This window comes from Prauserella cavernicola (genome assembly GCF_016595675.1).
Classification (GTDB): domain Bacteria; phylum Actinomycetota; class Actinomycetes; order Mycobacteriales; family Pseudonocardiaceae; genus Prauserella_A; species Prauserella_A cavernicola.
On the sequence record NZ_JAENJH010000017.1, the window covers coordinates 1 to 23,624 of the forward strand.

Genomic DNA, 23,624 nt, shown 5'->3' on the forward strand with positions numbered 1-23,624 from the left:
GGGACACGAAGGCCTCCGGTTCGTGAAGCGGTTCCTCGACAGCTCCACTTCACAACCAGAGGCCTTCGCCTGTCTCAACGACAAGCCGACATCAACCCAACCCCGAACAACGTCCCTGGACATCACATCTAGCCGGGCGTGGCCTCGGTGAGACCGGGGTTGCGGTCGGCGACGACGAACGACGCCCGCGTGCGCGCCGGAAGGCCCGCCTCGGTGACCTTGTCGAGCACGCGGAAGTCGGCCCGGACCTCGTCGCGGGTGATCTTCGTGCGCACATAGCCGCGCTGGTTGTTGCGGAACTTGATGTGCGGGTTGAGCTTGAGGTTGTTGTCGTCGTTCGGGTCGGAGTCGGCTCCGTCGCCGCCCGAGGTGATGGACGAGGTCACCAGCTCGGTGCCCACCACGGCGCTGTCCGCGTCCGCGTAGTTCGCCTTGAGCTCGTTGGCCCAGTGGGTGTGCACGTCACCGGTGAGCACCAGCGGGTTGCGCACGCCCGCGGCGAGCCAGCCCTCGGCGATCCGCTCCTGCGAACCGCGGTAGCCGTCCCAGGCGTCCATGCTCGTCGCGCCCGCGGCGTTGACGCGCCTGGCGAAGAACACCTGCTGGCCGAGCACGTCCCAGCGCGCCCGCGAGCGACGGAACTGGTCAAGCAGCCACGCCTCCTGCTCGTCGCCGGTCAGCGACCTGGCGGGGTCGGCGGCGTCGGCGCACACCTTCCAGCCGTCGTCGCACGCCTGGTCGTCGCGGTACTGGCGGGTGTCGAGCATGTGGAAGTTCGCCAGCGCGCCCCAGCGCACGGTGCGGTAGAGCTGGATGTGCGAGCCGCTCGGCCGGTTGCGCCTGCGCAGCGGCATGTTCTCGTAGAGCGCCCGGAAGGCGTCGGCGCGGCGCTGGATGAAGTTCGGCTGCGGGAGCTGAGGCTTCTCGTAGACGTCGCTCGCCCAGTTGTTGTCGACCTCGTGGTCGTCGGGCACGAAGAGCCACGGCGCCACCGCGTGCGCGGCCTGCAGGTCGGCGTCGGTGCGGTACTGCGCGTAGCGCTGCCGGTAGTTGGCCAGCGACTCGGTCTCCGGGCCGGAGTGGTCGCGCACGTTGCCGGTGGGGGAGACGTAGCTGTCGGCCTTGTACTCGTAGATGTAGTCGCCGAGGTGCAGCACCAGGTCCGGTTCGTCGGCGGCCAGGTGCGAGTAGGCGGTGAAGTAGCCGTGCTCGTACTGAGAGCACGACGCGAAGCTCATGGCCAGTCCGGCGCCGAGCACGCCGGGCGCGGGGGCCGTGCGGGTGCGTCCGGCGGGCGAGACGTGCCTGCCCATGCGGAAGCGGTAGAAGTACTCGCTGCCCGGAGCGAGGCCCGCGACCTCGGCGTGCACCGCGTAGCCAGCGGCGGCGTCGGTGCGCTCGCGGCCACGCCGGACGATTTTGCGGAACCGCTCGTCCCTGGCGATCTCCCACTCCACCTCGATGGTGCCGCTCATGCCGCCGAGGCCGTCCTCGGCCAGCGGCGAGCGGGCGAGGCGCGTCCACAGCACGACGCTGTGGTGGTCCGGGTCGCCGGAGGCCACGCCGAGCGTGAAGACCTCACCGGTGCCCGGCTTTCCCGCGCCCTGCGCCGCCGAGGCGCCGAGGGGCAGAGCCGTGCCGACGGCGACGGCGCCGAGCGCGGCTCCGCCCGCGAGGACGGTGCGGCGGGACGGCGTGAGTGGACTGTTCTCACCTGTTACGTGCACGAGAGCACTCCCAACGTGGTGGTGGGGCTGTCAGAGCCCGCACAGCCTGCACGGCGTTGATGGCCGTCCTTCACCGGCGGAGTGATCAGGTGGTGAATCTTTGGTGTGACGAGGCTCCCCTGACCAGGCGCGTCGCCGTGGGGGACCCTGGTTGCGTGGCTAGCACTCCGCTAGCTAGAGTGCTAATTACACGGCGCCAAACACGCCCCGGCACCCGCGACGGCGGGGGTGGTAGGAGCCGTACCCATCTAGGTACCTGCCAACGCTTTCGACGACCCGTGGAGGTCAACCCGGTGAGCGTGAACATCAAGCCGCTCGAGGACAAGATCGTTGTCCAGACGAGCGAGGCCGAGGAGACGACTGCCTCCGGTCTCGTCATCCCCGACACCGCTAAGGAAAAGCCCCAGGAGGGCAAGGTTCTGGCCGTGGGCCCGGGCCGCGTCGACGACAAGGGCAACCGCATTCCTGTGGATGTCAAGGAAGGCGACGTCGTCATCTACTCCAAGTACGGTGGCACCGAGGTCAAGTACAACGGCGAGGACTACTTGATCCTGTCCGCCCGCGATGTGCTGGCCGTCATCAACTGACGACGCCCCGCCTATGCGATAACGCCCCGGGCCCCGCGCAAGCCGGGGACCGGGGCGTTTCGCGTGCTTGGAGAGAGGTACATCAGCAATGCCTAAGCAGATCAACTTCGACGAGGACGCTCGTCGTGCGCTCGAGCGCGGGGTGGACAAGCTCGCCAACGCGGTGAAGGTGACCCTGGGCCCGCGCGGCAGGCACGTCGTGCTGGACAAGAAGTTCGGCGGCCCCACCATCACTCTGGACGGCGTCACCGTCGCTCGCGAGATCGAGCTCGACGACCCGTTCGAGAACCTCGGCGCGCAGCTGGCCAAGAACGTCGCCACGAAGACCAACGACGTGGCGGGCGACGGCACCACCACGGCCACCGTGCTGGCCCAGGCGCTCGTGCGCGTCGGCCTGCGCAACGTGGCCGCCGGTGCCAACCCGACCTCGCTGGGCCGGGGCATCGAGGCCGCCGCGGACAAGATCATCGAGGTCCTCAAGGACAAGGCGACCCCCGTGAAGGGCCGCGACAACATCGCCCAGGTCGGCACCGTCACCTCGCGCGACGCCAACATCGGCGCGCTGCTCGGTGAGGCCGTCGAGCGGGTCGGTGAGGACGGCGTGATCACCGTGGAGGAGTCCTCCACGCTGGCCACCGAACTCGACATCACCGAGGGCGTGCAGTTCGACAAGGGCTACCTGTCGGCGCACTTCGCCACCAACCCGGAGGAGCAGCGGGCGATCCTCGAGGACGCCTTCGTGCTGCTGCACCGCGAGAAGATCTCGGCGCTGGCCGACCTGCTCCCGCTGCTGGAGAAGGTCGCGGAGGCCAAGAAGCCGCTGCTCATCCTCGCGGAGGACGTCGACGGCGAGGCGCTGTCCACCCTCGTGGTGAACTCGCTGCGCAAGACGATCACCGCGGTCGCGGTCAAGGCCCCGTTCTTCGGCGACCGCCGCAAGGCGTTCCTCGACGACCTCGCCGTCGTCACCGGCGCCACGGTGATCTCGTCCGAGGTGGGCCTGAAGCTGGCCGACTCCGGTCTCGACGTGCTGGGCAAGGCCCGTCGCATCGAGGTCACCAAGGACGTCACCACGATCGTCGACGGTGCGGGCACCAAGGACGACCTCCAGGCCCGGATCGCGCAGATCCGCAAGGAGATCGAGACGACCGACTCCGACTGGGACCGCGAGAAGCTGCAGGAGCGGCTCGCGAAGCTCGGTGGCGGAGTCGCGGTGATCAAGGTCGGCGCGGCCACCGAAACCGAGCTGACCGAGCGCAAGCACCGCATCGAGGACGCCGTGGCATCCACCAAGGCGGCCGTCGAGGAGGGCATCGTGCCCGGCGGTGGCTCGGCGCTCGTGCACGCGGCCAAGTCGCTCGAGGACGGCCTCGGCCTGACCGGCGACGAGGCGACCGGCGTGAAGATCGTGCGCGAGGCGCTCACCGCCCCGCTGTACTGGATCGCCAGCAACGCGGGACAGGAAGGCGCGGTCACGGTGTCCAAGGTCAAGGACCTGGACTGGGGCCACGGCCTCAACGCGGCCACCGGCGAGCTGACCGACCTGCTCGCGGGCGGCATCATCGACCCGGTCAAGGTCACCCGCTCCGCGGTGGCCAACGCGGCGTCGATCGCCCGGCTGGTCCTCACCACGGAGAGCTCCGTGGTGGACAAGCCCGAGCCCGCGGACGACGACGCGGGTCAGGGTCACGGGCACGCGCACTAGTGACGCGCTAGCACCGACACGAAACGGGGCGGCACTCCACATCGGAGTGCCGCCCCGTTCGTCGTGAACAGCGGTTCGTTCGGCCCGGCCGGCTCAGAAGCCGGTCAGCGCCAGTGAACGCTTCTGGGTCTTGATGATGTTCTCCCGCTCGGACTCAGACAAGCCGCCCCAGATCCCATACGGCTCGTGCACGGCGAGCGCGTGCGACCGGCACAGTTGCAGCACGGGGCAGGAGTGGCAGACGGCTTTCGCCCTCGCCTCCCGCCGCGCTCTCGCCGGCCCTCTCTCGCCATCCGGATGGAAGAAGGAACCGCTGTCCATCCCCCTGCACGACCCCTCGAGTTGCCAGTCCCAAACGTCGGCGTTCGGACCAGGGAGTCTGCGCGTGTCTGCCATCGTGACCGCCTCCGGTACCCGGCCCCACGCGGCCGGATTCTGCAGTTGTACTAGGTGCGACTACTCCATTTGGTGCAACCGGGCGTAACGTTAGAAGCGCGCCAATACTTGTTCAAGGGTTGCGGATCTTTTCAGCCGTTAGGTCTCCCCCGCCGGTGTGAGTGGTGACACACAGAGCAGGCCAGTCCGGTTGCCGTCACCCTGTGGGCCAGGGATATTTACCGGGTGGGGTCCGGGTCCGGCTCAGATCACGCAGCCGGCGGACCGCCGGCTGTGCGCGAGCCGATTCCCCCAGTACCTCCACGATCCTCAGTGCCTCCAGCGCCATTGACGCCGTCCGAACCCACGCTGCCCGTCGCCGCGGTCGCCCGCAGGCTCGGCGTCGCGCCGTCGACGTTGCGCACCTGGGACCGGCGCTACGGGCTCGGTCCCAGCAGGCACACGGGCGGCAGGCACCGCCGCTACGGCTCCTCCGACGTCGTGCGCCTCGAACTGATGCAGCGCGCGCTGCTGCGCGGCGCCTCCACGGCGGAGGCCGCGCGCTACGCGCTCGCCAACCTGCCCAAAGCCATCTCCGAAACCGCACCGCCCGCCGCCGAGCTGTTCGCCGGGCCGCCCGACGGCGAGGTGGTGCTGGGCGCGGACCGGGATCAGGCGCCCGACTTCGAGGGTGCGCTCGGCCCGCCCCGGTTCGCCCGCCAGCTCAGCACGGCGGCGCTCGCGATGGACGTCCGTGCCGTGCAGCACCTGCTCGCCGAGGCCATCGGCTCGCTCGGCGTGCTCGAGGCATGGGAGGGCGTGGTCCGGCCGGTGGTCACGGCGCTGGGAGCAGCCGACGAACGCGCCGAGGTGCGCTACCTGCTGACCGAGTGCGTCTTCGGTGCCATGGTGCGGGCCACGCCGGTGCTATCCGACGCCAGGAACCAGCGTCCAGTCCTGCTGTGCAGCGTGCCCGAGGAGCGGGACACGCTCGCGGTCTACGTGCTCGCCGCCGCGCTCGCGGAGCGCCACATCGTCACGCAGCTCTTCGGGGTGCCGCTGCCGGCCGACGTCCTCGCGGTCGCGGTGCGCAGGAGCGCCCCGTCCGCCGTGGTGCTGTGGGCGCAGCGGGGCAACGCCAACCCGAGGTTGTTCACGCGGATCTCCCGGGGTCGCCAGCGCGGGCGGCTGTTCGCGTGTGGTCCCGCGTGGCACGCCGAGCAGCTGCCGCCGAAGGTCGAGCTGCTCGGTGACGTCCGAGCGGCCGCGGATCGCGTCGAGTACGTCCTGCTGGGCGGTACGGAGTGAGAGCGAGGACGTGCTGACGGGAGAGAGTGTGCTGCGCCGCGCGGCGTTCGGGGACACACCGGGCCTCGACGACCGTGCGCTGACCGCCGTCACCGGCCCGCGGCAACGTTGGCTCGCGGCGGTGGTGCTCGGGGCTCGCGGCCGCTACGCCGCGGCCACCACCCTGCTCGAGCAGCTCCGGCGGGGTCGCGACCCACTGCTCGCCTCGCTGGCCTCGGCGACGCTGGCCTCGCACCGGCGTCAGCTCGGCGGGCACGCGGCGGCGCTGCCGCTCGACGCCGCCGCGCTGCGCCCGGCCTTCGCCGCGGCGGGGCCGTCCGACGACGACGGGTTCGATCCGGCCGGCGCGCGGGCCGACGCGCTGCTCGGTCTGGCCGCCGACAACCTGGGCCAGGGCAGGCTCACCGCCGCTCGCAGGTTCATCGCGGCCGCGGCCGGGCACGTGGACTCGTGGCGCACGGCTGTCCGCGCTGGCTGGGTCGGCGCGGAGGTCGAACTCGCCTCGGGCGACGCCGCGGCCGCCGTGCCGCACGCGGAGCGAGCCCTCGCGCGGGCACGCCAGCGGGGAGCTGTGCGGCACGTGGTGAAGTCCTCGCTCGTCCTCGGCGCGGCGCTGGCCGCCACGGGCGAGGTCGCCGCGCGGGAGCGGGCGGCCCGGCTCGTCGGCGACGCGGTCGCCGCGACCGACGAGCACCGGCTCGGGTCGCTGGGGTGGCCGGCGGGACTGCTCGCGGCGGAGCTCGATCCCGCGCACGCTGATTGGAACCGTTCCAGAGTTACTCGCGAGTTATACGCTCTGTTACCGGCGTCCGACCCCGAGGGAAGGCGGCTCGCGCGCACTTCTCCGTGGGTACCGATTTGACCTGTTACCTGGGTCACAAAGGGCATACCGACATCTGGGCGAGGCATTTTTCAAAAAAAGCCACCAGATCGTGTCAAGGTGGGACCTAAAGCGTCCGATAGGGGAAGTGGAATGTCACCCGGCTGCAGGAAGGAAACCCCGTGACGACGGTCTTGATCTGCGACGACCGACGCAGTGTCCGCGAAGGTCTCACGCGCGTGATGTCTGCCGTTCCCGGCGTCAGTCGCATCGACTGTGTAGCGCACGGTGACGAGTTGCTCGCCCGCTACTCGCGGCAGCCGGTGGATGTCGTGCTCGTTGGCACGCAGCGCGCTGTGCCGACCGGTGTGGAGGCGACCCGCAGGCTGGTCTCCGCGAACCCCCAGGCGAACGTGATCGTGTTCGGCGCTCCCGACGACGCGGGCAGCATCGCCGCGGCGATCGCGGGCGGTGCGCGCGGATACCTGCGCTGGGACGCCTCTCGTCCCGAACTCGTCGCCGCACTGGCTCACACCCTTGCGAGCACCTCGGTGCCGGCGCCCCGTCAGCCCTCCGACCCCGGCGTCCAGCTCACCGAGCGCGAGCTCCAGGTGCTGCGGGGCATGAGCCAGGGCAAGAGCAACGGTCAGATCGGCAGGGAGCTGTACCTGTCGGAGGACACCGTCAAGACCCACGCCCGCCGGCTGTTCCGCAAGCTCGGCGTCCGTGACCGCGCACAGGCCGTCGCGCACGGCTTCCGGCGCGGCCTGGTGGCCTGACCGGTTCGTCGCACTCCGACGTCAACGGCCCAGCCGGCTAATCGCATACGGTTCGCGGCGCGCCACGTGGCTCCTCAGTCACGTGGCGCGCCGCGTTGTACTGTGACGTTCGCCGTATCACCTGCAAGTGTCGGTCGTTGAATCTTGGATTAGTGCGGTAAGGTCGCGTTTCTGCAGGTTGCAGGATGCGTTCTTCGCATTCAACGACCGTGAGCGAAATCCGGGGGGTTGGCAGGTACGGTGGGTATCACCGGCGTGAGGGATAACTAGCCGCACGCCGTTCTTCATGTACGCCTACACGTAACACCGGGACTGTTGTCTGCGATGGCCAATGTGGGGGATGGACTGGACGAGTCAGTCGCCGCCGCTGTTGAGGGTGACCCACAAGCGGTAGAGCGGCTGCTGGCCGCGATCCGTCCCCTTGTGGTGCGGTACTGCCGCGCCAGAGTTGGCAGGCAAGAACGTTCGTTCGCTTCGGCTGACGACGTAGCGCAGGAGGTGTGTCTCGCGGTGCTCACGGCGTTGCCTTCGTATCGTGATCAAGGCCGCCCTTTCCTCGCGTTCGTCTACGGCATCGCTCAGCACAAGGTGGCCGACGCGCATCGCGCGGCGGCCAGGAACCGTGCTGAGCCTGTCGCCGAGGTTCCGGACGAGGCGGAGGGTGACGTCGGCCCCGAGCAGCACGCCCTGCAGGGCGAGCTGAACACGCGGATGTCACAGCTTCTGCAGGTCTTGCCGGACAAACAACGCGAGATCGTGGTGTTGCGGGTGGTCGTCGGACTGTCCGCGGAGGAGACCGCCGAGGCCGTGGGGTCCACCCCGGGTGCCGTTCGGGTCGCCCAGCATCGCGCCCTCGCGCGGCTGCGCAAGGTGCTGGCCGCTGAGGAGGTGGTCTGAGTGACGGAACGCGAAGGCGGGAACCAGGAGAACGGCGAAGTGTCGCCTTATCCGCGGGCGAGTGAGCCCGACGAGTCCTCGGACACTCTCGAGCTGTCGGCGATCCAGGCCGACGACGCTCTGCTCGACGCGCTGGGCGGGTCCGACCCGCAGGTCGCCGACGGCCTCGGTGACCAGGAGCTGAACGCGCTCCTGCTCGCGTGGCGCCGCGACATCGACAGCGAGCCGATCGCCGACCTGGTCGACACGGCCACCGCCGTCACCACGATCAAGGCCGCCTCCATCGCGAAGCGGCACGCGGGCAGAGGACGCAGACGCAGGATGCTCGTCCCCGTCGCGGCCGCCGCCGCCGTGCTCGCCATCGGGTTCACCGGCACCGCACTGGCCGCCAGGGACGCGCAGCCCGGCGACACCCTGTGGGGCCTGTCCAAAGTCCTCTACGCCGATCACGCCCGCTCGGTCGAAGCCGCCGCCTCCGTGCGGACCGACCTGGAAGCGGCCTACCTCGCGATCGCCCAGGAGCGCTACGAGGACGCGCGCCGCGCACTGCAGGCTGCCGAGGCCTCGCTCGGCCAGGTCACGGCCGAGGACGAACTCGCCCAGCTCAAGGCCAGGCACACGGAGCTGATGGCCCAGCTCAACAAGCCGCCGACGAACCCGGGGAACAACAACAACCAGCCGCCGCCGTTGCCCGGTCCGCCGGACAGCAGCTCCTCGACGGCCACCGACACCAAGCCGACCGAGGAACCGCACCTGCCGCTGCCGACGGAGCCGGGCCCGACGGAGCTTCCCGACACGTCCACGAGTCCCACCACGGACCCGTCGACGTCGTCGAGCGAGCCTCCGCCGCCGAGCACGTCCACGAGTGGCGACACGACCAGTGGGGAGTCGGGCAGCAGCGGTCAGCCCTTCGGCAAACAGCCGAACGCGATCTCCGGCGGCAGCGTCGAGTCGTCGAACTGACGCCCGCTCCCACGACACGCGAAAGGGGCGCGTGACCCGGACCGGGTCACGCGCCCCTTTCGCGTGTGTCGACTAGTACGCGCTCTCGGTCGCGGTGATGCCGTCGGCGAAGCCACGGCAGTAGTCCCAGCTGACGTAGTCGGCGGGATTGGGATCGTAGGCGGGCTCGTGCGGGCGCATGTGCCCGTCGGAGAGCAGCTGCTCCAGGCTGGCCCGCAGCAGGTGCCAGTCGTGGTAGTGAGGTTGGTCGCACTCGCCGCAGTCCACGACGATTCCCCGGACCCCACGGGGCTCCAGTAGAGCCTGGTACACGGCGAGGTCCGAGAGGTCCGCGAGCAGCTCGGAGCGCTCATCGGGACTGATCGGCTCGCCTCCGGGTTCGTCCAGGGCGGCGATCTCCTTCGCCGGGTCGTCGGGATCGTCGGCGAACGGGTCTGGGGGCAACACGTCGTGCGGCACGGCCTGCACGGTACCGGGCTGTACCCGGGGTACGTCCAGATACCATCGTTAACAGGTCCATATACCCCTGTTGGCTTACCCGCCGAGGAAGGTTGCCAGCCAGCCATGACGAGCGAGTTCACCTCCGCTGAGGCCATTCATTCCGCGGAGGCCGCGAACGGCGCCGCCTCGGAGAAGTTCGCGATGCTGGGGCTGACGTTCGACGACGTGCTGCTGCTGCCTGCCGAGTCGGACGTCGTGCCCAGCACCGTCGACACCAGTACCCGCCTGACGCGCAACGTCACGCTGCGCGTGCCGCTGCTCTCGGCCGCGATGGACACGGTGACCGAGGCGAGGATGGCCATCGCCATGGCGCGCCAGGGCGGCATGGGGGTCCTGCAGCGGAACCTGCCGATCGACGAGCAGGCCCAGGCGGTGGAGATCGTCAAGCGCTCCGAGGCCGGCATGGTGACCGACCCGGTCACGTGCTCGCCCGACGACACACTCGCCGAGGTCGACGCGCTGTGCGCCCGGTTCCGGATCTCCGGGGTGCCGGTGACCGACGCGTCCGGTTCGCTCGTGGGCATCATCACCAACCGCGACATGCGGTTCGAGGTGGACCACGCCAGGCCGGTCAGCGAGGTCATGACCAAGGCGCCGCTGGTGACCGCGCAGGTCGGCGTCACCGCCGACGCGGCGCTGGGGCTGCTGCGCAGGCACAAGATCGAGAAGCTGCCCATCGTGGACGGCGCGGGCAAGCTGCGGGGCCTGATCACCGTCAAGGACTTCGTCAAGACCGAGCAGTACCCGATGGCCACCAAGGACCCGGACGGCAGGCTGCTGGTCGGCGCCGCGGTCGGCGTCGGTGTGGACGGGCACCAGCGTGCGATGGCGCTGGCCGAGGCCGGGGTCGACGTGCTGATGGTCGACACCGCGCACGGCCACTCGCGGGCGGTGCTCGACACGGTGGCGACGCTGAAGAAGGAGCTCGGCGACACCGTCGACGTCGTGGGCGGCAACGTCGCGACGCGCGCGGGCGCGCAGGCACTCGTCGAAGCAGGCGCCGACGGCGTGAAGGTGGGCGTCGGGCCCGGCTCGATCTGCACCACCCGGGTCGTCGCCGGTGTGGGCGTGCCGCAGATCTCGGCGATCTACGAGGCCGACAAGGCCTGCAGGCCCGCCGGTGTCCCGGTGATCGGCGACGGCGGTATCCAGTACTCCGGCGACATCGCCAAGGCCATCGCGGTCGGCGCGTCCGCGGTGATGCTCGGCAGCCTGCTGGCCGGTACGGCCGAGGCGCCCGGCGAGGTGATCCTCGTCAACGGCAAGCAGTACAAGACCTACCGCGGCATGGGCTCGCTCGGCGCGATGCGCACCCGGGGCGAGCAGCGGTCGTACTCGAAGGACCGCTACGCGCAGGACGACATCCTCTCCGAGGACAAGCTGGTGCCGGAGGGCATCGAGGGCCGGATCCCGTTCCGGGGTCCGCTGGCCAACGTGGTGCACCAGCTGGTCGGCGGCCTGCGCTCCGGCATGGGCTACGCGGGCGCGACCACGATCCCGGAGATGCAGAAGGCGCAGCTGGTGCGGATCACGGCGGCGGGGCTCAAGGAGAGCCACCCCCACGACGTCACGATGACCGTCGAGTCGCCGAACTACACCACGCGCTGACCAGGGACGTGGAGCCCGTGGACGTGCGCGTCCACGGCAGCATTCAGAATGAGCCCGCAGGATTTCCGGCGGGGAGAAGGGACTTGACGTGCGGGATCTGGTCGAGATCGGCATGGGGCGTACCGCGCGGCGGTCGTATGACCTCGACGACATCGACATCGTGCCCTCGCGGCGCACGCGGTCGTCGAAGGTGGTGTCCACCGGCTGGCAGATCGACGCCTACCGGTTCGACCTGCCGCTCGTGACGCACCCGACCGACGCGGTGGTCTCGCCGGACACGGCGGTGTCGATCGGCAAGCTCGGCGGGCTCGGCGTGCTCAACGCCGAGGGCCTGTGGGCCCGGCACGCCGACGCCGAGAGCGTGCTCGCGCGGGTCGTCGCGGCCGCGAAGGACGGCGCGGGCGTCGACGACGTCGTGCAGCTGCTGCAGGAGCTGCACTCGGCGTCGATCCGGCCCGATCTGCTGACCGAGGCGATCCGCACCGTGCGCGACTCGGGCGTGACCGTCGCGGCGCGGGTGAGCCCGCAGCACGCCGCCGAGCTCACCCCGCACCTGCTGTCCGCGGGCGTCGAGCTGCTGGTCGTGCAGGGCACGATCGTCTCGGCCGAGCACGTCACCAAGGACAAGTCCGAGGACGACCCGCTCAACCTCAAGGACTTCATCGCCGACCTCGACGTGCCGGTGATCGCGGGCGGCGTGAGCGACTACCGCACCGCGATGCACCTGATGCGCACCGGCGCGGCCGGCGTGATCGTCGGCCACGGCTACACGCCGGGCGTGACCAGCACCGACCGCGTGCTCGGCATCGGCGTTCCGATGGCGACCGCGGTGATCGACGCCGCGGCGGCGCGCCGTGACTACCTCGACGAGACCGGTGGGCGCTACGTCCACGTGCTCGCCGACGGCGGCATCAGCTGCAGTGGCGACATCGCCAAGGCCATCGCCTGCGGTGCTGACGCCGTGATGCTCGGCGCACCGCTGGCCGCCGCCACCGAGGCGCCCGGCAAGGGCCTGTACTGGACGGCCGCCGCGGCCCACCCGTCGCTGCCGCGCTCGCGCGTGGCTCCCGTGCCGAGCAGGGACGCGGACCTCAAGACGTTGCTGCACGGGCCGTCGTCCGACGCGGAGGGCGTGGTGAACCTGTTCGGCGCGCTGCGTCGCGCGCTCGCCAAGACCGGGTACTCGGACCTCAAGGAGTTCCAGCGGGTCGGTCTCACCGTCCGTAACTGAACTGGCCAGTAACTTACCCCTGGTCAGAAAAGCTCCCCGGAGCTACAGTTTTTGGTGTGACTTCGCGTAACACCATCACTGGAGATGGCACGCCGGAGCCCGACTACGACGTCGTCGTGGTCGGGTCCGGCTTCGGCGGCAGCGTCGCGGCCCTGCGGCTGACCGAGAAGGGCTACCGGGTCGCGGTCATCGAGGCGGGCAGGCGCTTCGCCGACGACGAGTTCGCCAGGACCTCCTGGGACCTGCGCAGATATCTGTGGGCGCCCGCGCTCGGCTGCTTCGGCATCCAGCGCATCCACCTGCTCAAGGACGTCATGGTCCTCGCGGGCGCGGGGGTCGGCGGCGGGTCGCTCGTGTACGCCAACACGCTGTACCGGCCACTCGAGCCGTTCTACGCCGACCGGCAGTGGTCGCACATCACCGACTGGCGGGCCGAGCTCGCACCGCACTACGACCAGGCCAGCCGCATGCTCGGGGTCGTCACCAACACGTCGGTGACGCCCTCGGACGAGGTGATGCGCAAGGTCGCCGCCGACCTGGGTGTCTCGGAGAGCTACCACCCGACCCCGGTCGGCGTGTACTTCGGAAAGCCTGGCGAGGACGCCGAGGATCCGTTCTTCGGCGGAGCGGGGCCCGCGCGCACCGGCTGCACCGAGTGCGGTTCCTGCATGACCGGCTGCCGGGTCGGCGCCAAGAACACGCTGGTCAAGAACTATCTGTACCTCGCGGAACAGAGCGGGGCGAAGGTCGTGCCGCTCACCACGGTCACCGCCGTGCGGCCCGCGGGCGACGGCTCGTTCGAGGTCGACCTCCGCAAGACCGGCACCACGTCCCGCCGCTTCCGGCACACGCTCACGGCAGGCCACGTGGTGTTCGCCGCGGGCACCTGGGGCACGCAGCGGCTGCTGCACGAGATGCGCGACACCGGTGCGCTCCCGCGCCTGTCGCGCCGGCTTGGCGAGCTCAGCCGGACCAACTCGGAGGCCATCATCGGAGCGGGCCGTCCCGGCGTGGACCCCGAGAACGACTACAGCCGCGGCGTGGCCATCACGTCCTCGATCCACCCCGACGAGTCGACCCACATCGAGCCCGTGCGCTACGGCAGGGGCAGCAACGCGATGAGCCTGCTGCAGACCGTCGCCACCGACGGCTCGTCCGAGGTGCCGCGCTGGCGGCAGGCCCTGCGGTTCCTGGCCCGGCATCCGGTGCAGACGCTGAAGCTGCTCAACGGCTACCGGTGGAGCGAGCGGACGGTGATCCTGCTGGTGATGCAGAGCCTCGACAACTCGATCACCACCTACACCCGGCGCGGTCCGTTCGGGCGTAGGAGCTTCACGTCCCGCCAGGGCCACGGCGAGCCCAATCCGACGTTCATCCCGGCCGGGCACGAGGCGAACCTGCGTACGGCCGAGCACATCGGCGGCATGGCGGGCGGCACGTGGGGTGAGATCTTCGACATCCCGCTCACCGCGCACTTCATCGGCGGTGCGCCCATCGGGACCAGCTCCGACGAGGGCGTGATCGACCCGTACCAGCGCGTGCACAACTATCCGAACCTGCACGTCGTCGACGGTGCGGCGATCACGGCGAACCTCGGCGTGAACCCGTCGCTCACGATCACCGCGCAGGCCGAGCGCGCGTTCTCGTTGTGGCCCAACAAGGGCGAGGCCGACCCTCGCCCCGCGCAGGGCGAGACCTACCGGCGGGTGGAGCCGGTCGCGCCGGTCGCCCCGGCGGTCCCGGCCCACGCGCCGGGTGCGCTCACAGCTGCACGCCGGTGAGCACCGTGAGGCGCTCGGTGGTGAACTCGCTGATCGTCGCCCTGACCGAGTCGGGGCGGTAGCCCGCCACGTCGCCGACCACCACGGTGTCGGCGACAAGTTCGGCCGAGGCGCGCATCGCGAGCGTCAGGTCGCGCGTGAACACTCCTGCGCGCGTGCCCGCGGCCGCCGCGAACGCGTCCTCCAGCGAGTCGGCGGTCGAGAGCACCAGCACCGGGCCCGCCACGGTGTCCTCGGGCGCGACCCCGCCGAACAGCGTCGGCTCCGCGGTGATGCCGTCGAGCCCGCCGCCGGTGAGCAGCTTCGCGCCCGCGTGCACGGCGTCCTCGAGCCACGCCGCGAGCCGCCGGGCCGCCCTCGGCGTGGCGAGCGGGCCCACGGACACGGCCGGGTCGAACACCCCGCCCGTCGGCTGCGCGCTCATCGCGTCGGTCAGTCGCGCGGTGAACTCCTCGGCGATCGCCGACTCGACGACCACGCGGCGCACGGCGTAGGGGCTCTGTCCCGCTTCCCTGGTCGCCGAGGCCGCGACGCGTGCGGCGGCGTCGCCGAGGTCGGTCCAGTCGGCGAGCACCAGCGCCGTCGCGCTGCCCTCGGCGCCCGAGTAGTGCACCGCGAACCGGGGGTCGGCGGACAGCTTCTCGGCGGTCTCGAGCGGCAGCACCGAGAAGGAGCCCGTCGGCAGCCGCGCCCCCGCGAGCACCTCGCCGAGCGCGAGGGCCGACAGTGGCGCGCGCGGGTCGGGCACGAGCACGACGGGTGCGCCTGCGGCGAGCGCGGCGGCCGTCGTGTGCACGGCGACGCCGAGCGGGCTGTGGGCGGGCACGGTACCGAGCACGATCCCCTTCGGGGCGCGGCGCACGAGGCCCATCCGCTGTTCCCCGGCCGGGTCGGCGTCGAGCCGGTTCAGCGCGCCCTCGGAGGCCGCCGCCTCCCGTGCGGCGGACCGCAGCGCCGAGACGGCGTCGGCTACCTCGGTCTCGGCCCACCGCAGTGGCTTTCCACACTCCGCGGTGATCAGCTCGGCGAGCTCGTCACCGCGGGCGGCGAGCCGCTCGGCCACGTCGCGCAGCATCGTGGCTCGCGTGTGCGCGGGGGTGCGGCGCAGGGCCGCCGCGACGGCGACGGCCGCGCCGAGGGCGTGTTCGACCTGGTCGGAGTCCGGCAACGTCACGGTGGCGACCTCGGTGTCGTCGCCGGGGTGCGTGACGGCGAACGTGCTGGCACCGTGCTCCGCGCTGCCTGCGATCCAGGCCGCTCGCGGCTGCGGTGTGATGGCGTCCATAGTGCAGCACCGTATCGGCCACCTGCGCTCAGCGCCGGGCAGCTCACCTGCGACGATGAAGACGCCCGTTCGTGAATGCCAGGAGGTCCGGCAGTGGCAGAAGGTCCAGTGCTCGTCGTGGACTACGGAGCCCAGTACGCGCAGCTCATCGCCAGGCGAGTCCGCGAGGCACAGGTGTACTCGGAGGTCGTTCCGCACACGACCTCGGTCGAGCAGATGCTGGAGCGCAAGCCGGCCGCGATCGTCCTGTCCGGCGGCCCGTCCAGCGTCTACGCCGACAGCGCCCCGAGAGTCGATCCCGCGCTGTTCGACGCGGGTGTGCCGGTGTTCGGCATCTGCTACGGCTTCCAGGCGATGGCGCAGGCGCTCGGCGGCGACGTCGAGCACACCGGCACGCGTGAGTACGGCCGCACGGAGCTGGGTGTCAGCGGCGGCGCTCTGCACGAGGAGCTGCCCGCGCGGCACCCGGTGTGGATGAGCCACGGCGACTGCGTCACCAAGGCGCCGGAGGGCTTCTCGGTCACGGCGTCCAGCGAGGGCGCGCCGGTGGCCGGGTTCGAGGACGTCGAGCGCCGCTTCGCCGGAGTGCAGTACCACCCCGAGGTCGCGCACTCGCCGCACGGCCAGGAGGTGCTCCGCCGCTTCCTGCACGACATCGCAGGCATCCGTCCGCAGTGGACCACGGCGTCCATTGTGGACGACCAGGTGGCGCGGGTGCGGGCGCAGATCGGCGACGGTCACGCGATCTGCGCGCTGTCGGGCGGAGTGGACTCCGCCGTCGCGGCCACGCTCGTGCAGCGGGCGATCGGCGAGCGGCTGACGTGCGTCTTCGTCGACCACGGTCTGCTGCGTGCGGGCGAGCGCGCTCAGGTGGAGCGCGACTTCGTGGCCGCCACGGGCGTCAAGCTCGTCACGGTCGACGCGAGGGAGCGGTTCCTGTCCGCGCTCTCCGGGGTCACCGACCCCGAGGAGAAGCGCAAGATCATCGGCCGGGAGTTCATCCGCGTCTTCGAGCAGTCCGCCCGCGACCTCAAGGCCAGCGGTGACGCTGAGTTCCTCGTGCAGGGCACGCTCTACCCCGACGTCGTCGAGTCCGGCGGCGGCACCGGCGCCTCGAACATCAAGAGCCACCACAACGTCGGCGGGCTGCCCGACGACCTGCAGTTCTCGCTCGTGGAGCCGTTGCGGCTGCTGTTCAAGGACGAGGTCCGCCGCGTCGGGCTCGAACTCGGCCTGCCCGAGACGATCGTGCACCGCCAGCCGTTCCCCGGCCCCGGTCTTGGGATCCGCATCATCGGCGAGGTCACGGCCGACCGGCTCGAGACGTTGCGCGCCGCCGACTCGATCGCGCGCGAGGAACTCACCGCGGCCGGGCTGGACCGCGACATCTGGCAGTGCCCCGTGGTGCTGCTCGCCGACGTGCGCAGTGTCGGAGTGCAGGGCGACGGCCGCACCTACGGCCATCCCGTGGTGTTGCGCCCGGTTTCGAGCGAAGACGCCATGACGGCGGACTGGACCCGGCTACCCTATGACGTGCTCGAGCGCATCTCGACGAGGATCACGAACGAGGTCGCGGAGGTGAACCGGGTCGTGCTCGACGTGACGAGCAAGCCGCCGGGCACCATCGAGTGGGAGTGACAGCGAAGCCGAACTGGGGGTAACCGGGTCATGTGGATCGTAGGCGCGCTGCTCGTCGTGGCCGCCGTCGCCGGATTCTTCTGGATGCGGCACACGAAGAGCGAACTGCACGCGATGATCGGCACCGAGACCCTCTCGATTCCCGAGCTGGAACGGCTTCGCGGCATCTCCGACGAGCTCGGCGCCAAGGGCGGTTTCCGCAAGACGGCCGAGGTCGTGGGCGCCGCCCACGCCCGGCCGGAGGGGCTGCTCACGTCGGAGCTGTCGAAGACCGAGTGCGTCTGGTACCGGTTCCAGGTCGAGCGGCAGTACGAGACGGTCGAGTACCGCGACGGCAAGCGGTACCGCACCAAGCGCACCGAACAGGTCGCCTCGCACACGTCGTGGGAGGGCTACGCGGTCGTCGATCAGGAGGGCCGCACCCTCGGCGTGGACCCCAACGGGACCAAGCCCGACGCCGTGGAGCAGACGGTCAACCGGTTCGAGCCGTACCGGGGCAACGGCGGCTCGGTGGAGGTGTTCGGCTTCAAGCTGCCGCAGTTCGTGCTCGGCAGCGGCAGCACCACCATCGGCTACCAGTACAAGGAGTGGGTCATCCGCCCGGGGCGGCGGCTCTACATCCTCGGCGAGGTACACGACAAGATCGGCCCGCTGGTGATCAGCAAGCCCGAGAACGGCGGCCACTACCTCGTCTCGACCCGTACCGAGCAGGAGCTGCGCGACGACCGCGTGCAGCGGCACAAGTTCCTGTCCATCGGGGTCATCGCGGGCACGCTGATCGGCATCGTGCTCGTCGTCGCCGACATCGTCACCTAGTACCCGCACACAGAAAACGGGCCGGGTGGAGTGGCTGCCACCCGGCCCGTTCTCGTCGTCGCGTCAGTCCCGGTTGCGTCCCGGTCGCATCGAGGCCACCAGCATCAGCGTGCCCACCAGCACCGCCCCTCCCGCGAGCACCCAGCGCATGTCCACCGACGGGAACCAGTTGTGGCCGTCGGAGAGGACGTAGGCCGAGACCAGCAGGGTCGCGATCCCGGCGAGCATGGCGAACACGTCCACGCCCGTCCTGCCGCACCGCTGCGCGGTCTGCTTCTCCTGCTCAGCCACGGGACACCTCCAGGTTTCCTGCTCCGGACTCGACGTGCAGAGTGATGCGCTGGCCACCGGTACCGTCCGGTCCGGTGTCGAAGCCCCGCAGCTCCCCGTTGCCGACCCCGGACTGCGTGCGGCCGAAGCAGTCGACGTTGCCCGCCGTCGCGTCGCAGACGTAGGTGACGTCGGCGGTGCGCGGCACGATCACCTCGACGTTGCCCGCGCCGTTGCGCACGGTGGTCTCGATCGGCGTGCTCGACTCCGGCACTTCCCTCAGGTCGAGCTCGACCAGCCCGGCGGTGCGCTCGTAGCTCGGCAGCACCTCCTCGGCAGAGGTGGGCGTGGCCTTCAGGTTGCCGAGGCCACCGCCGAAGTGGTCGAACGGCACCGTGGTGAAGAACAGCGCCGCCGCCGCCAGCGGTGCGGCGAGCCAGACGAGCCCGCGGACGCCGCCGAGGAACGAGCCCGCGACGAGTCCCGTGCCGAGCACGCCCAGCACCAGGCCGAGCACGTGTGCCGCCGTGAACCAGCCGCCGACGCTCGCCGCGAGCGCGGCACCGACACCGCCGACGACCAGCGCCACGGCCAGCGTCACCAGGCCGACCTTCGACTTGCGCCGAGGCGGCGGCGGGGGAGCGGGCGGCTCGGGAGCGGGGGCGGGCGAGGGCAGGTCCCACGCCAGCGGTGCCGCACCCAGCGGGTCCCACGAGCCCGCCCACGTCGTCGGCTCCTGAGTCGTGATGGGCGAGTAGCCGTAGGCCGCGGTGCCGACGGAGTCGTAGGTGCTCGCCGCGGTGGCGGTCGCTGCGGGCCGGTTCAGGTGCCCCCGGCTGCGGTGCAGCAGGTACACACCGGTGACGACCAGCGCGAGCCCGATGAAGCCGCCGCCGTCGAACCAGTTGCCCGCGAACGTCCAGGTCAGCGAGGGCACCAGGATGATGCACAGCACCAGCGCGAAGCCCTTCGACACCGAGCTGCGGCCCTTGCCGGCCAGATGCTCGAAGCCGGAGACCTCGTCGTCCTCGCCGGGCAGGAACAGCCAGCCCAGCAGGTACAGCGTCAGCCCGACGCCGCCGAAGATCGTGAGGGCGACCAGGACCACCCTGATCACCACGGGATCGATGCCGTAGCGGTTGCCGATGGCCGCCGCCACGCCCGCCAGCTTGCGGCCCTGGTGCGGCCGCCGCGGCCTGCTCTTCCAGAAGTCCTTCACCGTTGCCTCGAAGCTGTCGATGTGCCCCGAGGCGTTCGTCGCGCCACTCATGACACAGAGAATGCGGGTAGCGGGCCGTGGCGCGCATCGGGGAAGACCCCTGAAACTCCACGGGCGAGGTCAGGGTGGGGGATCGGGTCAGGGGTTTCCCTGATGAAACGTCCGCCGATGTCTGTGAACATGGATGACGTGCAGGAACAGCCCACGGAGGAACGCGCGGTCACCGCGGCACCGCCCGCGCCCGAGCGGGCCGAGGTCACCGCCTCCTCGTCGCGGGCCGTGGAGAGCTCCGACGGCCCGCCCAAGATGTATCGCCGCCGCACCGGCCGGGTGCTGGCAGGCGTCGCGGGCGGTCTCGCCGACCACCTCGGGGTCAAGGTCCTGTGGGTCCGCGCGACGTTCGCGGTACTGGCGGCCTTCGGTGGGCTCGGCCTCGCGATCTACGCCCTGCTGTGGGTGTTCGCCCCGCAAGCTTCGCGCGACGAGCCCGCGCAGACGGAGAACCCGAAGGAACGTCAGCAGGCCTACGGGATGGTCGCGCTCGGCGTCGGCCTCACGGTGGCGGGCGGGGCGATCACCGGCCTGTTCAGCGGCTGGGTCGGCCTGCCGATCGCCGTGGCCCTGGTCGGTCTCGCGGTGGTCTGGCGGGAGGCCGACGAGTCGCAGCGCCGCCGCTGGCGCGTGGGGGCCAAGTCGGGCGTCGCCGGGGCGCTGCTCGGTGGTGGTGGCTGGTCCGCGGCCGTCCGCATCTTCGCGGGCGTCGCACTGGTGATGACCGGCATCGGCGTGATCGTGCTGCGCGACAGCACCAGCTTCGCCCAGGTGCAGTTCGCGCTCATCGCCGTCATCGCGACGCTCATCGGGGTCGCGGTGCTGACGGTGCCGTTCTGGCTGCGCATGATGCGCGACCTCGGCGAGGAGCGCCGGGCCCGCATCCGTACCGACGAGCGAGCCGAGATCGCCGCCCACCTGCACGACTCGGTGCTGCAGACCCTGGCGCTGATCCAGAAGCAGGCCGAGTCGCCGAGGGAGGTCGCGAGGCTCGCACGAGGGCAGGAACGTGAGCTGCGCGGCTGGCTCTACGGCCCCAGCGGCTACGGCAAACCGCAGCAGGAGGAGTCCGCCGGGGAGGCGGGGATGCTGTCGCAGGCCGTCGCCACGGCGTGCGGCGAGGTGGAGGACACCTTCGCCATCTCGGTGCAGCAGGTGGTGGTCGGCGACACCGAGCTCGACGAACAGCTCTCCTCGCTCGTGCAGGCGGCCCGCGAGTCGATCGTCAACGCCGCCAAGCACGCGGGCGTCGAGGAGGTCAGCGTGTACGCCGAGGTGGAGCCCACCTCCGTCACCGTGTTCGTGCGGGACCGCGGCAAGGGCTTCGACCCCGACACCGTTCCGGACGACCGGCATGGCCTCGCCGACTCCATCAGGGGCAGGATGGAGCGCAACGGCGGCACCGTCCGGCTGCGCACCGCTCCCGGAGAGGGCACCGAGGTGCAGCTGGAAATGCCGCGCAAGACCACCGCCAAGACGTCGCAGGGGGCAACGTGACAGACAACCAGCAGGCCAGGCAGCCGGTGACGGTGTTCCTCGTCGACGACCACGCGCTGTTCCGCGCTGGAGTGCGCGCCGAGCTCGAGTCGATCACCGACGAGGTGCGCGTGGTCGGAGAGGCCGGGTCGGTCGCCGAGGCGGTCGCCGGGATCACCCGCATGCGCCCGCAGGTGGTGCTGCTCGACGTCCACATGCCCGACGGCGGCGGTGCGGAGGTGCTGCGGCGGCTGCGCACCGAACTGCCCGACGTGGTGTTCCTGGCGCTGTCGGTGTCGGACGCCGCCGAGGACGTGATCGCCGTGATCCGCGCGGGCGCGAGGGGCTACGTCACCAAGACCATCTCGTCGAAGGAACTGGTGCGCGCGGTCGTCAGGGTCGCCGAGGGTGACGCGGTGTTCTCGCCGAGGCTGGCCGGTTTCGTGCTCGACGCGTTCGCCGACCGGCCTGGTTCCGAGCCCATCAGCGACCCCGAGCTCGACCTGCTGACCCCACGCGAGCGCGACGTGCTGCGCCTGCTCGCGCGGGGCTACGCGTACAAGGAGATCGCGTCGGAGCTGTTCATCTCGGTCAAGACGGTGGAGACCCACGTGTCGAGCGTCCTGCGCAAGACCCAGCTGTCCAACCGCTACGAGCTGTCCCGCTGGGCCTCCGACCGCAGGCTCGTCTGACGCCTCATTCCGGCGCGACCCGTGCCCCGACGGCGGGCGGTGGCACCACGGTCGCGCGCTTGCGAACCCTGGTCAGTGCGACGCCCGCGAGCACCACCACCATGCCGATGATCACCCTGACGTTGAGGTCCTCGCCCAGGAACACCGTGCCGAGCAGCACGGAGACCACGGGCAGCAGGTAGCCGACGGTCGAGGTGGCGACCCCGCCCTCGGTGGCGATCAGCCGGTAGTTCAGCGCGAACGCGATGCCGGTGGAGAACACCCCGAGCATGGCGACGGCGATCATCGCGGTGCCGTCGAGGTGGACGGGGCTCAGTCCGCCCGCAGGCAGTGCCACCAGCAGGAATCCGCTCGCCGTGATCATCTGTGCCGCGGCGAGCGCGAACGGTGAGACACCGGTGTTCGCGAGATAGCGGCCTTCGTAGACCATGACCCAGCCGTAGCTGGCCGCGGCGGCGAGGATCGCCACGGCACCCCAGCTGAGCAGGCCGGACGACTGCCAGGGCGCGAAGATCACGATCGTCCCGGCGAGCCCGAGCAGCAGCCCCGCCAGCCTGGTGCCGGACAGCCTGCGCTCCACCCGCCACACCAGTGCGACGGCCAGCGCCCACAGGGGAGTGGTCGCGTTGAGCACGCCGGTGACGCCCGAGTCGACGGTCTGCTCGCCGATCGCGAAGAGCAGGAACGGCAGTGCGTTGTGGAACAGCGCCGCCACCGCGAGATAGCCCCAGATGCGCTTCGACCGGGGCAGCCGGTCGCGTGCCAGGGAGCACAGCAGCACGAGCACGGCGGCGCCGAGCACGAGCCTGCCCAGCACGAGCTGCACGGGGCTGAACGCGTCGAGCGCGAGTTTGATCCAGAAGAAGCTGGAGCCCCACATCAGTGCCAGAGCGGCCATGCGGAGCAGGGTTTTCGTCTCTCCCACGGCTCCAGGTTCGTCCCGCCCAGGTATAAGGACAAGCGAATTCTTCTGCACACTTGTTAAGCAAAACTGTAAGATTGCGCCATGCTCGACGTACGGCGGATGCAGGTGCTGCGCGCGGTCGTGACCAGCGGTTCGATCAGCGAGGCCGCCCGCAACCTCGGCTACACGCCCTCCGCGATCAGCCAGCAGCTCTCCACGCTGGAGCGGGAGGCGGGCACGGCGCTGCTCGAACGCATCGGGCGCGGCGTGCGGCCCACGGCGGCGGGCGAGTTGTTGTGCGAACACGCCGAGGTGCTCGGTACGCAGCTCGCGAAGGCCGAGTCGGCGCTGGCCGACCTCAGGAACGGTCGCACCGGCCGGCTCGCCATCCGCTACTTCGCCACGGCGGGCGCCGCGCTCGTGCCGCCCGCCATCGCGACCCTGCGCCGCGAGTGCCCGGGCATCCAGGTGGATCTCAAGCTCGTCGAGCCGGACGACCCGATGCCCGAGGTGGAGGCCGGAGAGGCCGACGTCGCGATCGTGGTGTTCCCGCGTTCCAAGCCGCCCGCCAAGGGCGTGGAGCTGGTGCACCTGCTCGACGACCCGTACCGGGCGGTGCTGCCGAAGGGCCACCCGCTGGCGCGCAAACGGTTGCTCGACCTCGCCGACCTCGCCGACGAGCCCTGGGTGGGCAACGAGTACCCGCCTGGCCCGTGCCGCGACATCATGCTGCAGGCGTGCGGTGCCGCGGGTTTCGCGCCGAACTTCGTGGTGGAGTCCGAGGACTACGCCACGGCGCAGGGCTTCGTGGCTGCGGGCGTGGGGGTCTCGCTGCTGCCCGAGCTCGCGCTCGGCGCCCCGAACCCCGGCGTCGTGGTGCGCAAGGTGCGCAAACCCGAACCCGTGCGCGTGATCTACGCGGCCGTGGCCGCCCACGCCAGGGACAACCCGGCGGTGCGGACCCTGCTCACCGCGATGAGCGCCGGATAAG

General features: G+C 70.8%; 22 protein-coding genes. 15 read left to right on the forward strand and 7 right to left on the reverse strand.

Annotated features, from left to right (window positions below; translation table 11 throughout):
- Window positions 1-128: 128 nt before the first annotated feature.
- Window positions 129-1,727, reverse strand: a complete 1,599-nt coding sequence (locus JHE00_RS33860) for an alkaline phosphatase D family protein (protein WP_200326194.1) — start codon at window positions 1,725-1,727, stop codon at window positions 129-131.
- A 293-nt stretch (window positions 1,728-2,020) separates the two neighbouring features.
- Between JHE00_RS33860 and groES the strand changes: the two genes are divergently transcribed.
- Together groES and groL are read left to right on the forward strand one after the other, a co-directional pair.
- Window positions 2,021-2,314, forward strand: a complete 294-nt coding sequence (groES, locus tag JHE00_RS33865) for a co-chaperone GroES (RefSeq protein WP_110335040.1) — start codon at window positions 2,021-2,023, stop codon at window positions 2,312-2,314.
- Between the two features lie 88 nt (window positions 2,315-2,402).
- Window positions 2,403-4,019 carry a chaperonin GroEL gene (gene groL, locus JHE00_RS33870; protein WP_200326196.1) on the forward strand — a complete coding sequence of 539 codons (1,617 nt, stop codon included), beginning with the start codon at window positions 2,403-2,405 and terminating at the stop codon, window positions 4,017-4,019.
- A 93-nt stretch (window positions 4,020-4,112) separates the two neighbouring features.
- Here groL and JHE00_RS33875 read toward each other — a convergent pair whose 3' ends face one another.
- Window positions 4,113-4,415 carry a WhiB family transcriptional regulator gene (locus JHE00_RS33875; RefSeq protein WP_200326198.1) on the reverse strand — a complete coding sequence of 101 codons (303 nt, stop codon included), beginning with the start codon at window positions 4,413-4,415 and terminating at the stop codon, window positions 4,113-4,115.
- 312 nt (window positions 4,416-4,727) lie between these two features.
- On the opposite strand from JHE00_RS33875, the gene JHE00_RS33880 reads away from it, so the two are divergent.
- The 5 genes from JHE00_RS33880 (at window position 4,728) to JHE00_RS33900 (ending at window position 9,161) form a co-directional block, all read left to right on the forward strand.
- On the forward strand, window positions 4,728-5,702 hold the full coding sequence (locus JHE00_RS33880; RefSeq protein ID WP_307832225.1) for a MerR family transcriptional regulator: 975 nt from the start codon (window positions 4,728-4,730) through the stop codon (window positions 5,700-5,702).
- Between the two features lie 10 nt (window positions 5,703-5,712).
- A complete protein-coding gene (locus JHE00_RS33885; RefSeq protein ID WP_200326200.1) occupies window positions 5,713-6,564 on the forward strand; it encodes a hypothetical protein in 852 nt (283 codons plus the stop codon).
- Between the two features lie 140 nt (window positions 6,565-6,704).
- Window positions 6,705-7,301 (forward strand): response regulator transcription factor, encoded by a 597-nt coding sequence (locus JHE00_RS33890; protein ID WP_012795974.1) that lies wholly within the window; start codon window positions 6,705-6,707, stop codon window positions 7,299-7,301.
- Between the two features lie 324 nt (window positions 7,302-7,625).
- Window positions 7,626-8,198, forward strand: coding sequence for a sigma-70 family RNA polymerase sigma factor (locus JHE00_RS33895; protein ID WP_200326202.1), 573 nt, complete (start codon window positions 7,626-7,628; stop codon window positions 8,196-8,198).
- Window positions 8,199-9,161, forward strand: coding sequence for an anti-sigma-D factor RsdA (locus JHE00_RS33900; RefSeq protein WP_200326204.1), 963 nt, complete (start codon window positions 8,199-8,201; stop codon window positions 9,159-9,161).
- Window positions 9,162-9,233: 72 nt separating this feature from the next.
- Here JHE00_RS33900 and JHE00_RS33905 read toward each other — a convergent pair whose 3' ends face one another.
- Window positions 9,234-9,629, reverse strand: a complete 396-nt coding sequence (locus tag JHE00_RS33905; RefSeq protein ID WP_200326206.1) for a DUF5319 domain-containing protein — start codon at window positions 9,627-9,629, stop codon at window positions 9,234-9,236.
- Between the two features lie 174 nt (window positions 9,630-9,803).
- Between JHE00_RS33905 and guaB the strand changes: the two genes are divergently transcribed.
- From guaB to JHE00_RS33920, 3 genes are all read left to right on the forward strand, one after another.
- Window positions 9,804-11,270: an IMP dehydrogenase gene (guaB, locus tag JHE00_RS33910; protein WP_200326238.1), complete on the forward strand. Its 1,467-nt coding sequence runs from the start codon at window positions 9,804-9,806 to the stop codon at window positions 11,268-11,270.
- An 88-nt stretch (window positions 11,271-11,358) separates the two neighbouring features.
- The gene (locus JHE00_RS33915; RefSeq protein ID WP_200326208.1) at window positions 11,359-12,501 is read left to right on the forward strand and encodes a GuaB3 family IMP dehydrogenase-related protein; all 1,143 of its coding nucleotides are present in this window, start codon (window positions 11,359-11,361) and stop codon (window positions 12,499-12,501) included.
- Between the two features lie 56 nt (window positions 12,502-12,557).
- Entirely contained in the window at window positions 12,558-14,282 is a 1,725-nt protein-coding gene (locus JHE00_RS33920) for a GMC family oxidoreductase (RefSeq protein ID WP_200326210.1), read from the forward strand.
- On the opposite strand, the gene JHE00_RS33925 is transcribed toward JHE00_RS33920, so the two are convergent.
- Window positions 14,263-15,567, reverse strand: a complete 1,305-nt coding sequence (locus JHE00_RS33925; RefSeq protein ID WP_200326211.1) for an aldehyde dehydrogenase family protein — start codon at window positions 15,565-15,567, stop codon at window positions 14,263-14,265. The genes JHE00_RS33920 and JHE00_RS33925 overlap by 20 nt on opposite strands.
- Before the next feature lie 93 nt (window positions 15,568-15,660).
- Between JHE00_RS33925 and guaA the strand changes: the two genes are divergently transcribed.
- Together guaA and JHE00_RS33935 are read left to right on the forward strand one after the other, a co-directional pair.
- The gene (gene guaA / locus JHE00_RS33930; protein WP_307832226.1) at window positions 15,661-17,205 is read left to right on the forward strand and encodes a glutamine-hydrolyzing GMP synthase; all 1,545 of its coding nucleotides are present in this window, start codon (window positions 15,661-15,663) and stop codon (window positions 17,203-17,205) included.
- 30 nt (window positions 17,206-17,235) lie between these two features.
- Window positions 17,236-18,021, forward strand: coding sequence for an E3 ubiquitin ligase family protein (locus JHE00_RS33935; RefSeq protein WP_200326213.1), 786 nt, complete (start codon window positions 17,236-17,238; stop codon window positions 18,019-18,021).
- A 63-nt stretch (window positions 18,022-18,084) separates the two neighbouring features.
- Here JHE00_RS33935 and JHE00_RS33940 read toward each other — a convergent pair whose 3' ends face one another.
- Both JHE00_RS33940 and JHE00_RS33945 read right to left on the reverse strand, forming a co-directional pair.
- Window positions 18,085-18,312, reverse strand: coding sequence for a hypothetical protein (locus tag JHE00_RS33940; RefSeq protein ID WP_200326214.1), 228 nt, complete (start codon window positions 18,310-18,312; stop codon window positions 18,085-18,087).
- Window positions 18,305-19,561, reverse strand: coding sequence for a PspC domain-containing protein (locus JHE00_RS33945; protein WP_200326215.1), 1,257 nt, complete (start codon window positions 19,559-19,561; stop codon window positions 18,305-18,307). Before JHE00_RS33945 ends, JHE00_RS33940 begins: the two co-directional genes overlap by 8 nt.
- 129 nt (window positions 19,562-19,690) lie before the next feature.
- On the opposite strand from JHE00_RS33945, the gene JHE00_RS33950 reads away from it, so the two are divergent.
- Entirely contained in the window at window positions 19,691-21,058 is a 1,368-nt protein-coding gene (locus JHE00_RS33950; protein WP_200326240.1) for a PspC domain-containing protein, read from the forward strand.
- Entirely contained in the window at window positions 21,055-21,729 is a 675-nt protein-coding gene (locus JHE00_RS33955; protein WP_200326217.1) for a response regulator, read from the forward strand. The genes JHE00_RS33950 and JHE00_RS33955 overlap by 4 nt, the downstream gene beginning before the upstream one ends.
- Before the next feature lie 4 nt (window positions 21,730-21,733).
- On the opposite strand, the gene JHE00_RS33960 is transcribed toward JHE00_RS33955, so the two are convergent.
- Window positions 21,734-22,654, reverse strand: coding sequence for a DMT family transporter (locus JHE00_RS33960; RefSeq protein ID WP_200326219.1), 921 nt, complete (start codon window positions 22,652-22,654; stop codon window positions 21,734-21,736).
- Window positions 22,655-22,735: 81 nt separating this feature from the next.
- Here JHE00_RS33960 and JHE00_RS33965 point away from each other — a divergent pair, with 81 nt between their 5' ends.
- Window positions 22,736-23,623: a LysR family transcriptional regulator gene (locus JHE00_RS33965; RefSeq protein ID WP_200326221.1), complete on the forward strand. Its 888-nt coding sequence runs from the start codon at window positions 22,736-22,738 to the stop codon at window positions 23,621-23,623.
- Window position 23,624: the final 1 nt, after the last annotated feature.

Excerpts from the sequence above, each read along its gene's own strand:
- groL (WP_200326196.1), top strand. The coding sequence starts at position 2,403 with ATGCCTAAGCAGATCAACTTCGACGAGGACGCTCGTCGTGCGCTCGAG.
- JHE00_RS33875 (WP_200326198.1), bottom strand. The coding sequence starts at position 4,415 with ATGGCAGACACGCGCAGACTCCCTGGTCCGAACGCCGACGTTTGGGAC.
- JHE00_RS33895 (WP_200326202.1), top strand. The coding sequence starts at position 7,626 with ATGGCCAATGTGGGGGATGGACTGGACGAGTCAGTCGCCGCCGCTGTT.
- guaB (WP_200326238.1), top strand. The coding sequence starts at position 9,804 with ATGCTGGGGCTGACGTTCGACGACGTGCTGCTGCTGCCTGCCGAGTCG.
- JHE00_RS33925 (WP_200326211.1), bottom strand. The coding sequence starts at position 15,567 with ATGGACGCCATCACACCGCAGCCGCGAGCGGCCTGGATCGCAGGCAGC.
- JHE00_RS33935 (WP_200326213.1), top strand. The coding sequence starts at position 17,236 with ATGTGGATCGTAGGCGCGCTGCTCGTCGTGGCCGCCGTCGCCGGATTC.
- JHE00_RS33945 (WP_200326215.1), bottom strand. The coding sequence starts at position 19,561 with ATGAGTGGCGCGACGAACGCCTCGGGGCACATCGACAGCTTCGAGGCA.
- JHE00_RS33950 (WP_200326240.1), top strand. The coding sequence starts at position 19,691 with ATGGATGACGTGCAGGAACAGCCCACGGAGGAACGCGCGGTCACCGCG.
- JHE00_RS33965 (WP_200326221.1), top strand. The coding sequence starts at position 22,736 with ATGCTCGACGTACGGCGGATGCAGGTGCTGCGCGCGGTCGTGACCAGC.